Origin of the sequence: Bifidobacterium thermophilum, assembly GCF_037482445.1 — a bacterium.
Lineage (GTDB): Bacteria > Actinomycetota > Actinomycetes > Actinomycetales > Bifidobacteriaceae > Bifidobacterium > Bifidobacterium thermophilum_B.
In genome coordinates this window covers 88,925-101,618 of record NZ_JBBHLY010000008.1, presented here as the reverse complement: position 1 = coordinate 101,618, position 12,694 = coordinate 88,925, and the positions used below count along the sequence as shown (strand labels likewise).

General features: G+C 61.5%; 10 protein-coding genes. 9 read left to right on the top strand and 1 reads right to left on the bottom strand.

Annotated features, from left to right (window positions below; genetic code table 11):
• Positions 1-31 precede the first annotated feature (31 nt).
• The 5 genes from WD012_RS06080 (at position 32) to WD012_RS06060 (ending at position 6,474) form a co-directional block, all read left to right on the top strand.
• Positions 32-661: an ECF transporter S component gene (locus WD012_RS06080; protein WP_339562871.1), complete on the top strand. Its 630-nt coding sequence runs from the start codon at positions 32-34 to the stop codon at positions 659-661.
• Between the two features lie 226 nt (positions 662-887).
• A complete protein-coding gene (locus WD012_RS06075) occupies positions 888-1,583 on the top strand; it encodes an ECF transporter S component (protein WP_339562870.1) in 696 nt (231 codons plus the stop codon).
• A 302-nt stretch (positions 1,584-1,885) separates the two neighbouring features.
• Positions 1,886-4,414 carry an ATP-binding cassette domain-containing protein gene (locus tag WD012_RS06070; protein WP_339562903.1) on the top strand — a complete coding sequence of 843 codons (2,529 nt, stop codon included), beginning with the start codon at positions 1,886-1,888 and terminating at the stop codon, positions 4,412-4,414.
• A gap of 424 nt (positions 4,415-4,838) precedes the next feature.
• Positions 4,839-5,639 carry a hypothetical protein gene (locus WD012_RS06065; protein WP_339562869.1) on the top strand — a complete coding sequence of 267 codons (801 nt, stop codon included), beginning with the start codon at positions 4,839-4,841 and terminating at the stop codon, positions 5,637-5,639.
• A gap of 46 nt (positions 5,640-5,685) precedes the next feature.
• Positions 5,686-6,474, top strand: a complete 789-nt coding sequence (locus tag WD012_RS06060) for a hypothetical protein (RefSeq protein WP_339562868.1) — start codon at positions 5,686-5,688, stop codon at positions 6,472-6,474.
• A gap of 117 nt (positions 6,475-6,591) precedes the next feature.
• Here the strand turns inward: WD012_RS06060 and WD012_RS06055 are convergent, their stop codons facing one another.
• Positions 6,592-7,164, bottom strand: coding sequence for a TIGR01440 family protein (locus tag WD012_RS06055; protein WP_339562867.1), 573 nt, complete (start codon positions 7,162-7,164; stop codon positions 6,592-6,594).
• Positions 7,165-7,396: 232 nt separating this feature from the next.
• On the opposite strand from WD012_RS06055, the gene WD012_RS06050 reads away from it, so the two are divergent.
• The 4 genes from WD012_RS06050 (at position 7,397) to pheS (ending at position 12,692) form a co-directional block, all read left to right on the top strand.
• Positions 7,397-9,127 carry an ABC transporter permease gene (locus WD012_RS06050; RefSeq protein ID WP_339562866.1) on the top strand — a complete coding sequence of 577 codons (1,731 nt, stop codon included), beginning with the start codon at positions 7,397-7,399 and terminating at the stop codon, positions 9,125-9,127.
• Between the two features lie 212 nt (positions 9,128-9,339).
• Positions 9,340-10,134, top strand: a complete 795-nt coding sequence (locus WD012_RS06045; RefSeq protein ID WP_339562902.1) for an ABC transporter ATP-binding protein — start codon at positions 9,340-9,342, stop codon at positions 10,132-10,134.
• Positions 10,135-10,658: 524 nt separating this feature from the next.
• Entirely contained in the window at positions 10,659-11,567 is a 909-nt protein-coding gene (locus tag WD012_RS06040; RefSeq protein WP_339562865.1) for a TrmH family RNA methyltransferase, read from the top strand.
• A gap of 57 nt (positions 11,568-11,624) precedes the next feature.
• Positions 11,625-12,692, top strand: coding sequence for a phenylalanine--tRNA ligase subunit alpha (gene pheS / locus WD012_RS06035; protein ID WP_033493423.1), 1,068 nt, complete (start codon positions 11,625-11,627; stop codon positions 12,690-12,692).
• Positions 12,693-12,694 lie beyond the last annotated feature (2 nt).

Here is a 12,694-nt window from a genome sequence, read left to right as displayed (position 1 = left end):
GAGAACAACCGTTCAAGAAAGGCACATTATTATGGCACAAGCCGCGAATACCGCAGCATCATCCACAGTGAATCTCAAGTGGCGCGTTGTCGACATCGCCGTCGCATCGGTGATCGGCGTTGCCAGCGCGCTGATCTATTGGCTGGTCGCCCTGCTGACCGCCGCACCTTGGACCGCACTGGACGCGGTCGTCCCCGGTCTGCCCGGCCTATTCAACGGACTGTGGCTGTTCGCCGGCCCCTTGGCAGCCATCATCGTGCGCAAGCCGGGCGCCGCAGTGTATGCGGAAGTCGTCGCCGGCATTCTTGAAGCGTTGATGGGCAACATGTGGGGCGGTCTCGCCACATTCCTGATTGCTTTGGTGCAAGGCGTGTGCGCGGAGCTTGCGTTCGCGATTGTGCGCTACCGCAAGTGGACCCTGCCGGTTTCCGCCTTGTCCGGCGCGCTGTCCGGGGTCGGATGCTGGGCGTACAGCTTCATCGAAAACCTTCAGGGCATCAATCTTGCCGGGTCGTACGGCATCGTCTACCTGATCACCACGGTGGTGTCCGGCCTGCTGCTCGCCGGCATCCTCATGTGGTACCTGTACAGGGCGATTGCGCGGACCGGTGCGCTGGACAAGTTCGCCTCCGGGCGTGAAGTGCGCGGCATCAGCGCCTGAGAGATAACACCGTCTGAATCACCGCCTGAAACACCGCCTGACAGCGCCATCTGAAAGCGTCAGCGTCTGGATCCCGGGGCTTGCGGCGGAGCGCCGATACGGCTTCGCAATTCAGCGGCATAAGACCCGCCACCAGTGTGGATGGGCGGTTTCGGGATCATTGCAGCGATATACCAACCCTTGCCGGGCATCATCGAAATCCGGCATCGCATAGGAAGACATGAATATGAGTAACAACTCTTCGAACGTATCCAACGCATCCGCCGCCACAGCGACATCTACTGGCAATTCGGCCACCCTTCAAGCCGAAGCGACCCCGGTCGCAGCTGTACGCCCCAGCCTCAAGTGGCGCGTCGTCGATATCGCCGTCGCCTCGGTGATTGGCGTGGCCAGCGCGCTGATTTTCTGGCTGGTGTCCCTGATTTATTCGCTGGGCGTCGGCGACCTGATTGGCCTGGTCATGCCCGGATTCCAAGGCATCTATAACGGTTTGTGGCTGTTCGCCGGCCCCCTGGCGGCGGTCATCGTGCGCAAGCCTGGTGCCGCCACATACGCGGAACTGCTCGGCGGGGTCATCGAAAGCCTGATGGGCAACCAGTGGACGGGCATGGACACGTTCAGCACATCGCTGATGCAGGGCGCGTTCGCCGAACTCGCGTTCCTCATTGTGCTGTACCGCGTGTGGAACGTGCCGATCACCATGCTGTCCGGCGCGTTCGCCGGGGTCGCCGTGTGGCTGCATGACATTTTCATGCGCGGCCAGGCGTTCACCGGGCAGTACATCACCATCTATCTGGTCACGTCCGTGATTTCCGGCATCGTGTTCGCCGGCATCGTGGTGTGGTACCTGTATCGGGCGATTGCACGGACCGGTGCGCTGGACAAATTCGCATCAGGGCGTGAAGTCAGGGCTACGGCCTGAACCACGGTGGAGCACTACGGCTCTTTCCGGTTACAGCACATGAACAGGCAACTGTTTGGGTGTACGGCAATACAGTACAGCAGTGCAGAAGTACAGCAGTGCGACAACGTGACAGCGAAGCACGTCAACAACGTGCGACAACGTGACAGCGCAACAGGCGCGGCGGCGGAACCAAGACCGGCGGACGGCGGTTCACGATACAGTGGCGGACGGCGGTCGGGCAACGGTTCCGCGCCAGCGCATTCGAAGACGGCAGGACACAGGACGCGATGAAGTCAAGCGAACACGACAACAGCAGCACGATGACAGCAGTGTCGACACAACCGGCACGCCTCGAATTCCATAATTGGGGCTACCGGCATGCCTCACGCCGCCATTTCGCCGTCCGCGGCCTCAACCTGAGCATCGAACCCGGCCAACGCGTACTGCTGCTTGGAGCCTCGGGCATCGGCAAATCCACCATTCTCGAAGGCGCGGCAGGGTTGCTCGGCGGCGATATCGAAAGCGTGAACACCGCCGCCAACGGCACCACCAGCACCATTGACGCGGATGGCGGACTGACCGAGGGGAGTGTCACCGTCGACGGCACGCCCGTCAGCCAGGCAAGGGGACGTGTCGGCCTTGTCTTGCAGGACCCGGATGCGCAAGCGATTTTCGAACGGCTCGGTGACAATGTCGCGTTCGGTCCGGAAAACCTCAACGTGCCGCGCGAAGCAATCTGGCAGCGCGTCCGCGACAGCCTCGACGCGGTCGGCATGCACGGCATCCAGCTTGACCGTTCCACCATGCACTTGAGCGGCGGGCAAATGCAGCGCCTTGCCCTCGCCGGAGCGCTCGCCATGCAGCCCGGAGTCCTGCTGCTGGACGAACCCACCGCCAACCTTGACCCGGACGGTGTGGACCAGATCGTTGGCGCGGTGCGAAACGTGCTCGACAGTACGCACGCGACCATGATGCTCGTCGAACACCGTGCGGAACCTTGGATCGACATGATCGACAGGGTCGTCGTCCTTGGATTGCAAGACAGCCAGTCCGCGGGCAAGATCGGAGCATCCGGGGAAACGGCAGAATCCGGCGAACAGGGTGAACCAAGCAACGGCACTGTCATCACGCAGCAGGGCGATGAAGCGGAAGTGGGCCGCCATGGCGACCAACGTACGGTGATTATCGCTGACGGCACCCCGGACGAGATTTTCTCCGACCGCACCATTGATTTCGCCGGCCTCGGCATCTGGCTGCCCAAACGCTACCAACGCCCCGAAGACGTCATTACACGCATCCACACCGACAGCGAGCCCGAATACGATCCGGCAACCGGCACAGGCGAGCCGATTCTGACCACCAGCGGTCTGGGTATAGGGCACAGTGAAGACGCCATCGCAAGCGACATCAACCTTGCATTCAAGCCCGGGCAGATCACCGCGCTCGTCGGAGCGAACGGTGCCGGAAAATCAACACTTTCCCTGACCCTCGCCGGACTGCTCAAACCGCTCGAAGGCTCCGTGGAAGCCAGCCGCGAACTCGCCGGGAACGCACACGGCACCCAGCCAATCAACTGGAAATCAACCGAACTCGCCTCCCGCATCTCCTACGTTTTCCAAAACCCCGAACACCAGTTCGCCCGCGGCAGCGTCATCGACGAAGTCATGCTCGGGCCGCTGCGCACCGGCATCGCGCCCGACGAAGCCCGCCGCCGCGCGCACGACCTGCTCGAACGCTTCAACCTCAGCCGGTACGAGAACGTCAACCCGTACACGCTGTCCGGAGGCGAAAAACGCCGGCTCACCGTGGCCGCAGCGCTCGCCGCCGCCCCACGCGTGCTGATTCTTGACGAGCCGACTTTCGGGCAGGACCGCCGCACCTGGATGCAGATCGTCCACCTCATCCACGGGCTGCGCGGCGACGGCGTCAGTATCATCGTTGTCACCCACGACCATGAGCTCGTCACCGCGCTCGGCGCACGAGTCATCGAACTCATCCCGCAAGGCGGGCACGGCCAATGGGACGACGAGCAGACCATCCGCGTCAGCCCGGTCAACGAACGCCACGAACAGCCACGCGCATCCAGCAGGTCAAGCATCATCGCATCCATCAACCCTGCCTACCGGCTGTTCGGTGCACTGCTTGCCTCGTTGCCGCTTATTTTCAGCCTCGACTGGGTGTCCGCATGCACCGCGCTCATCATCGAATTCCTGGCGCTCGCCTGCCTCGGACTCAAACCGCTGCGGGTCGTCAAATCCACGTGGCCGGTATTCATCGGGGCGCCAGGTTCGGCGCTCGCCGTACTGCTGTACGGCAAACAAGGGGGAGCCGTCTGGTGGCATTGGGGCATGATTACCGTCAGTGAACGGTCGGCGTGGCTTGCCTTGGCTACCGGCCTGCGCATTCTGGCGGTGGGTATTCCCGCGATTATTCTGGTGTTGGGCATTGATGCGACCGATCTGGCGGACGCGTTCAGCCAGATTCTGCATTTGCCGGACCGTTTCGTCTATGGCGGGCTCGCTGGCATGCGCCTGTTTTCCGTGCTGCGCGACGACTGGGCGGCACTCACCGCCTCACGCCGTTCGCGTGGACTCGGCGACGACAACGCGTTCAAGGCGTTCTTCCCGCAGGCGTTCGCGCTGCTGGTGCTGTCCATCAGGCGTTCGACCACGTTGGCGACCGCGATGGAGGCACGTGGATTCGGCGGCGACGGGCCTCGCAGTCATGCGCGCGTCAGCACGAGCGGGACTCGCGATCGGGTGTTCCTTGTGTGCTGCTTCGCGGTGCCGATGATTGCGCTCGCGGTGTCGGTGTGGTTTGGTGCGTTCAGCTTCTTTGGCGGCAAGTGAGCGTAGTCGCGGTGGAAGCGTCCTGTTTTCACTGTTGATATTGTTCACATGTTGAGACGTAGAAAAACGCAAACGTTTGACGAATGGTTTCTGATGGTTTCCTGTGTGTCGTTACGGATTTTGCGTGCGTGATGGGCGTATGGTCGTGCTGACGGGGAGCAGATGAACCGTTTGGGTGGCTGCGGTTTCGTCGGGTTGGGAGGAGTGTGCCGTGGTGAGGGTCGAGGGTCCGTTCACATTTTTGTCTCCGCGGGAGATGGGTGGTCTGCGCGCGTTGGGCGTGGATCTGGAGCATTGCAGACGCTGGGTTGTCGGTGGTGGCGGCGAGGCGCTGCTCGCGACGACATCAGGCGGCGAGCGGTTGAATGGTAGATGGGGGAGAGATTTCTATTTCGTTCATTTGTTTATATGGCGTGGCGTATTATTGCTGGCAAATATCAGCTGGCGTCGGGGCGATGATGGTTCGGATGAGTATGACGTGTATGCGTTGTCGCGGCCGGATGGTTTGACTGCTGACTGGTATTGGGCGCGTTCCGGTGATGTGGGCCTGTTGGGCGAGGTGGTGGAGCCGGATGAAGGGATGCTGCGGATGCTGGCGGCGATGCTTCGGGTGTATTATCGCCGTTGGATTGCGTATGGTGGCGTGTGGCCGGATGGTGTGACCTGGTATGAGGCGGACCGGCATGGCTTGAAGGTTCGCGGGGGCGGCTTGGTGGGCCCGTGGGATGTGCCGTTGACCCGGTATCGTGCGCGCGTGCCGTCCGAAGGGGAGTATGCGTATGCGGCTGGTTTGTCGCCCGAGGGGTTCGCCCGGCAGGTGAAACCGGATGAGAAGGTGACGATTGATGATGCGGGCCGGTCCGTGCTGTGGAGTGTGCCGGTGGCGCATAATCCGCATGGCGGCGGCAGCGGGACCATGGGCGGGTTCATTTACGACGGTGTGAAGTATGGATGGTCACAGGTTCGTGAGGATTTCGGCCGTCCGGTCGGCGAGCGGTACGTGAACGCCAGGCGTGTGTTCTTCAAGCGTGGTAGGGAGTGGTATCAGCCGGATGCGGCGTTCCTGCGGGCGTATTGGGATGCGGGTTACGCGTGCACGTCGCCGTTGAGGTTGACGTACCGGGGGCGTCTGTTGACTTGCCCGAGAATTTTCCCGGGGGCAGTCCCGTGTAAGGCGCGGTTGCGATGCCGTCGGTACGGTGGCGGTCCAGATTCTCATTGGTGATACGGGTTATATTGGTTTGGTTTTGACTTTGATTGGAGTGGTGTAAATGGAGTTTCATGATTTGGCGTGGTGGGAGGAGCAACTCGGGCTCGACAAGGCTGGAAGGGCACAGCTTGAGGAGGACCTGCAGACCGTGCGCAAGGAGCCTCCGGACATGAAGAATGAAACGGAATATTCGAAATGGCTTGGTGAGATGCGCGGCGCGTGGAAAGAGATTTTCGACGCGTTGGGTGTTGGTGATTCGTTGGATGGTCTGGCGCGGATGGAGTCATTCATCGTTGGTGAGTTCTCGTCCGAGTTGGATCCGGGGCTGGAGGGGTGTTTGTATGCGGGTGGCATGTCCGTGGGCGGGCGTGCCGGGTTCATGTGGAAGGTGATGGGTTCGTATGAGGGTCATGGGTATATCTCGTCGACCGAGGCGGGCCGGTTGATGAATGACGAGGGGTTCCAGCAGTCGTTGGCTGACCGGTTCCCTTCGCTGATCAGGGACAGGCTGGGCGGCGACCCGAGCGAGACGGATCCTGGTACGCGCAAACGTCGTAGTGGCTGGTCGCGTGCGTGCCGCCTGTTCGATTCGGACACGGGTGTCCTCGGCAGGGGCGGGGACGGTGACGTGCCCGGTCTTAATGATTACTTCTCCGAGCGGTATGTGAGTTCCCTACGGGGGCCGGATGTGGAGACCTTCTTCATGGGTGACCCGGTGAACGACGATGGGTCGGTGAAGGTGTCGATGCGTACCGAGCTCGGCGCGCTGTTGAAGAACAAGAACGTGGAGACGGTCAACGGGGTGCGCAAGGGGCTCATCGCGGCCAATCCCTGTTTCTGCCGACGCTGACATGCATCTCAGTGTCGGCAGAAACAGAGACGGAAACAGAAATAACTGCGCTGCGGCGACCCTCGCGGCTGTGCATCGGGGTTTTGCGTCGCCGTCGTGCATCAAAGGCTCAGAGCTTTACATCAGCTTTTCGTCGTAAATCGCGCGGCTGCCGCCGATGTACTTCGGGCGGTATCGCGCGCAGATAATGTGCGCCTTGCCAATCATGTCAATGGAAATGCGCAGCGGAACGACCACCGGGTGGATATGCATGCCGATGAGCGTGCCGCCGATATCGATGCCGGCTTTCGCTTTGGCTTGGATATCCTCGACCAGTACCGGATGGTCGAATGACCGGTAGGCGATGGTGCCGAACGCACCGCCCGCATGATTGGGCTGGGGGATTGCGTTGACCTGATCGAAGCCGTAATGTTCCAAGCAGTCCTGCTCGATGACCAGCGCACGGTTCAAATGCTCGCAGCATTGCGCGGCGAGGAAAATCCCCGCCGGTTTCAGCACCGATTGGGCGCCCTCGAACAGGTACGGCGCCACATCCATGGACGTGTGGGTGCCGATCTGCTCGCCGAGCACCTCGCTTGACGAGCATCCGATGACGAAGATATCCCCGGCCGACAGGTGCGCCGCCTCGAGGACCTCACGCACCGCCTGCGCGGTCTGCTGCCTGATCTGTTCGAAATCCTGTGTCTGCATACCGCCGATTGTACTAGCGCGGCGTTGCACACCGCCCCTGCGGTTCACCTGTGGTCAAACCGTGCATGCCCGGCCACGCGGATTCCCAGCTTTTTTCAGGATATTCAGTAGAACCGTCACAGCGTTATGTCATGCCTACCCAAGCCATGCAAGAGTGTCTTCCCACCATCGCGGCTTTGACTGAAAGTACCTCCGCCATAAGGCGGATGCAAACGTCGTAAAGGAAGAACGCATGTTCGTACTGAACAACGCATGGAACAATGTTGTGCGCAACAAGGGGCGCAATATTCTGATCATCATCGTCGTGGCGATCATCGCAGCCGCCGCGACCATCGGGCTGGCGATTCGGCAGGCCGCCCAGACCGCCCGTGACGCCGGCTTGAGCAACACGACGGTCACCGCGCAGATCAGCGTGGACCGGGCCAAGCTCATGAGCGCGTCGCAGGCTTCCGCAAGCTCGTCGTCTACGTCCTCTTCGTCGAGTTCGTCGGACGGCAAGCCCGATTTTGAGTCGATGCGCAGCGCGCTGAGCGACAAGCAGCTGAGCTTGAGCGACTATCAGAAGTATGCGAAGGCGTCCAGCGCGGTGAAGACCACGTATTACACGGAAACGACATCGTTGTCGGAGACCGATTCCTTCCAGCCGGTCGAAAGTTCAGATTCAAGCTCCAGCTCGTCCTCATCATCGTCGTCTGGCTCGGATTCAAGCTCGTCCTCGTCTGATACCGCGAACGCACCGTCCGGCAACGCCCCCGATCAAAGCGGACAGGGAGGCAAGGGCGGCATGATGCAGCAGTCAGGTGATTTCTCGCTCGTTGGCTTCTCGTCGGACACCGCGGTCGCGAACGCGGCGAACGGCAGTTTCACCATGGCATCCGGCGAGGTATTCGGCTACACTTCGGCCTCGGATGGTGACGTGATCATCTCCCAGTCGCTCGCCACCTTCAACAATCTCAAGGTCGGTGACACCATCAGCGTCGCGAACGCCTCGGATTCGTCCACGACCTACAAGCTGACCGTGGTCGGCATCTACAAGAACACGTCAGATTCCTCTCAGTCCATGGGCGGACCGGGAGGTTCGACCGCTTCCGATCCGGCGAACGCGATCTACACGTCGGTCTCGACGCTTAAGAAGCTGGGTCTGGATTCGTCATCGGACTCTGATGACGCCGCCCAGCTGAACTTCACCTACGTGTTCGCGAACAAGGATGCTTACGAGACTTTCGTCTCCGACGTGAAGAAAGCCGGGCTTTCAAGCGATTACACGGTCCAGTCCGCCGATGTCGAGGAATATGAGCAGAGCCTCGTGCCGTTGGACAACCTGTCGAAGTTCGCGCTGACCTTGCTCATCATCGTGCTCGCGGTAGGTGCGATTGTGCTGATTGCACTCAATCTGTTCAATATTCGTGAACGAAAATATGAGATCGGCGTGCTTACCGCGATTGGCGTGAACAAGGTGAAGGTTGCTGCCCAGTTTGTGGCTGAGGTGTTCGTCGTCACGATGATCGGCCTGGCGCTTGGTGTTGCGGGCGGCGCGGTCGCCTCGGTGCCGGTGTCCAACCAGCTGCTCGCCAGCCAGGTCGCCTCGCAGCAAAGCCAGCAGGCCAGCCAGCAGCAACAGTTCGGGCGTGGTATGCAGGCTCCGGGAGCGGGTTCCGGGTCGTCGGGTTCATCGAGTTCATCTGACGCTTCGGGTTCCTCTGATTCGTCCGGCTCGTCGTCATCGTCGTCCTCGGATAATTCCAGCAAGTCAACCACCCAACAGGCGCCGTCGCAGCCGGGCGGCAACAAGATGATGACCCGCGCGGTGAACTACGTGTCCACCGTCAACGCCTCCGTGAACCTCAAAATCGTCGGGCAGCTGATACTGATCGGCCTCGCGTTGACGATACTTGCCTCGCTTGCCGCGGTGATCGTCGTCATGCGGTACGAGCCTCTACAGATCCTCGCCGACCGGTCCTGACCGAACGCGAACGGATCGCAAGCCAATCGAACGGCAGCCAATCGAACCGTAGGTCTGTCCAACCGTAAACCAACAGAACGGCGCCAATCGAACCGTAATCGAATGAACCGTGCCCTTGCATTCCGACGTTCCGATGCCGGGACGGAAGAGCACCGAATGGAGCAACCATGAACAATGAACCACAGGCCGCAGTAGCCGATGACGCCGCCCGCATGACGGCGACACAGGAATCAACAGGTGTGCAGACCGTGACAGGCCAAGCCCATACGCCGATTCTCGAACTTCGCGATGTCAGCTACGCGTACACGAAAGGCGGCAAACGGGTGCTGCAGCACATCTCCCGCAGCTTCCTGCCGGGACGCGTCTACGCGATCACCGGGCCGTCCGGCGCCGGCAAGACCACGCTGTTGTCGCTGATTTCCACGCTGACCGTGCCCACCGAGGGGCAGGTGTTGTACCAGGGCAAGGACTTGTCCAAGGAGGACCGGTACCGGTATCGCAGCCATGATATCGGCGTGATCTTCCAAAGCTTCAACCTGCTGCCGCAACTGACCGTTGCCGAGAACATCATGCTGTCGCTTGGCGCGTCCGGCAAGCATTTCGACGAGCCGAAACGGCAGATTGCCCGGCGGATGCTCACAGAAGTGCATTTGCCGGAGGATTACGCCAACGAGCGGATTCTGCACTTGAGCGGCGGCGAACAGCAGCGAGTCGCAATCGCGCGGGCGCTGAGCTATGATCCGCAGATTATCGTGGCGGATGAGCCGACCGGCAACCTCGATATGGGCACGCAGGAGGACATCATGGATATCTTCTGCTCGCTGGCTCATGATGATGGCAGGTGCGTGATCATCGTCACCCACAGCCCGCAGGTAGCGCAGGCCTCCGACGAGGTGTTCGAACTCGCGCCACTGCGGCGGACGGCTCGCAAACGCCCGTCAGCCGTGCGTGGAGTATCTGCGGGTTCGGGCGTGCGGTCGGCAAGGCAGCGCGCTGCCGCCCAGTAGCCCATTGTCCCTGCGAACTGGTTGTGCTCGGGCCCTGTCCCTTGCTCGGGCCGAACATGGGCCTTCCCCCTTTACAAACTGGTTACGCCTAGACCTCGCCCAGCGTAACCAGTTTGTATGGAGGGCGCGTTCGACAATGCGCCATCGCCCGGCCCGTGGTGACAGTGTCCATCGTGTGAGTGAATCCTCACACGTTGGCCAGGCGGGCCCTTGCGCTTGTGGTCTGGGGTGTGCTAGATGGCAGTAGTGTGAGCGGATCCTCACACAGTGACCTGGTTAAGCGCGTGCGGGTGGTCTGGGGGAGTGTTAGTTGGTCATTGTGTGAGCGGATCCTCACACGTTGGCCCGGTTAAATGCTGTGCGGGTGGTTTTGGGGAGTGTTCGTTGGTCATTGTGTGAGTGAATCCTCACACGATGACCCGGTTGGATGCTGTGCGGGTGGGCAGGGTTGTGGTAGATGCCCGCCGTGTGAGCGAATCCTCGCACGCCACGCCAGGTAGCCGCCGCCGCGTACAGTGGGCGGTATGCCGTTGAACAATGAGATACTGAGCAATCCGCACGCCGATCGAGTGCGCAAGATCGCCGGCTTGGAGTCCAAGTCGCAGCGCGAACGCTCCGGGCGCTTCCTTATCGAAGGCCCGCAATCCGTGCGTGAAGCGATCCGTTGGCGTCCCGACGCCGTGACCGACCTGTACGTGCAGATGAGCGGGGATGACCCACAGCCCGCGAACCAGACCATCGCCGAAATCTACCGCGAGGCGCTTGACAACCCGCGGGCGGGCCAGCAGGGCGGCCTGTACATCCACGGCGCCACCGCCCAAGTCATGCGGCAGATCAGCGGGGACTGTCAAGGCATCGCCGCCGTCGGCCTCACCGAGCGCATGCAAGACGACCCCGATGATCTCGACTGGTCAGATCATCCCATGGTCGCCGCGTTCTGGCAGGTGCGCGACCCCGGCAACGCGGGCACTGTGATTCGCGCCGCAGATGCCGCCGGCTGTGACGCCGTGATTTTCGTGGATGACAGCGTCGACCGTTTCAATCCCAAGGTCGTTCGCGCCACCGCTGGATCCCTGTTCCACGTGCCGGTCCTGACCATGACCACCCAGGATTTCCTCGGTTGGTGCGCTGGCGAGCACAGCACTTTGGTCGCCGCCGACGTGCATGGCACGCCGGATCGGGCCCCCGAACAGTTGCCGGGTCTGCTCGGTGAACGTGGCCACATGCTGGAACACGAACTGCAGGACTCCAGCTGCCCGCTTACCGTGCTGTTCGGCAACGAGGCACGCGGTCTGCCAGCCCACTTGGTTGAGCAAGCCGACCGTGTTGTCGCCATCCCGATTTACGGCAAGGCCGAATCGCTGAACCTGGCGACCAGCGCGGCAGTCATGCTCATGAGCCTGGCTATGTCGAGTCATATTGGGAAAATGTGAAGACGGTACAACGGCTTGAGCGAGAGCGACGTTTCACTGAAATAAGAAAGGGTACTCGTGGCACAGAGCGCGGTATTCGATGCACAGGCGGTGACCGCAGCGGTCAACGAAGGCATCGGGAAGATCGAAAAAGCCTCCAGCTCGGAGGAATTGAAAGCCATCAAAACCCAGTATGCGGGTGCGGAATCGGCAATGACGCAAGCGAGCAAGGCTATTGGCTCACTCCCCGCCGACCAGAAGAAGGAAGCCGGCAAGCTTATGGGCAAGCTGCGCGCCGATTTCGGGCGCGCGTTTGGCGCCAAGCAGCAGCAGATCAAGGCTGAGGAGGAGCAGCGTGCCCTCGCCGCCGAGACGGTTGACATGACGCTGCCGATCCGCCGTAAGCCCTTGGGCGCACGCCATCCGCTGCCAAGGCTTATGGAGGACGTCGAGGACTTCTTCATCTCGATGGGCTGGCAGATTTCGGCGGGTCCGGAAGTGGAAACCGAGTGGTATGACTTCGACGCCTTGAACTTCGGCCCTGACCATCCCGCCCGCCAGATGCAGGACACCTTCTACGTCAAGGGCAACCAGGCCAAGGACGCTGCGGGCTTCGTCGGCTCCAACATGGTGTTGCGTACGCAGACCTCCTCCGATCAGGTGCGTGCGCTGCTTACCCGCGGGGTTCCGCTGTATATCGCGTCCCCGGGTCGTGTGTTCCGCACGGACGAGCTCGACGCCACCCACACCCCGGTGTTCCACCAGTGCGAGGCGCTCGCGGTGGACAAGCATCTGACCATGGCCGATCTCAAGGGCGTGCTGGACAAGCTCGCCGTCGCAATGTTCGGTCCTGAGGCCAAGACCCGTCTGCGTCCGAGCTACTTCCCGTTCACTGAGCCGAGCGCCGAGCTTGACCTGTGGTTCCCTGACAAGAAGGGCGGCGCCGGCTGGCTCGAATGGGGCGGCTGCGGCATGGTCAACCCGAACGTGCTCAAGTCCGCGGGGCTTGACCCGGAGGTCTACACCGGCTTCGCGTTCGGCGTCGGCATGGAGCGTACGCTTCTGCTGCGCCACGACATCAACGACATGCACGACCTCGTCGAAGGTGACGTGCGCTTCAGCGAACAGTTTGTGATGGGGGAGTGATT

Excerpts from the sequence above, each read along its gene's own strand:
- WD012_RS06075 (WP_339562870.1), top strand. The coding sequence starts at position 888 with ATGAGTAACAACTCTTCGAACGTATCCAACGCATCCGCCGCCACAGCG.
- WD012_RS06080 (WP_339562871.1), top strand. The coding sequence starts at position 32 with ATGGCACAAGCCGCGAATACCGCAGCATCATCCACAGTGAATCTCAAG.
- WD012_RS06040 (WP_339562865.1), top strand. The coding sequence starts at position 10,659 with ATGCCGTTGAACAATGAGATACTGAGCAATCCGCACGCCGATCGAGTG.
- WD012_RS06060 (WP_339562868.1), top strand. The coding sequence starts at position 5,686 with ATGGAGTTTCATGATTTGGCGTGGTGGGAGGAGCAACTCGGGCTCGAC.
- WD012_RS06070 (WP_339562903.1), top strand. The coding sequence starts at position 1,886 with ATGACAGCAGTGTCGACACAACCGGCACGCCTCGAATTCCATAATTGG.
- WD012_RS06055 (WP_339562867.1), bottom strand. The coding sequence starts at position 7,164 with ATGCAGACACAGGATTTCGAACAGATCAGGCAGCAGACCGCGCAGGCG.
- WD012_RS06045 (WP_339562902.1), top strand. The coding sequence starts at position 9,340 with ATGACGGCGACACAGGAATCAACAGGTGTGCAGACCGTGACAGGCCAA.
- WD012_RS06050 (WP_339562866.1), top strand. The coding sequence starts at position 7,397 with ATGTTCGTACTGAACAACGCATGGAACAATGTTGTGCGCAACAAGGGG.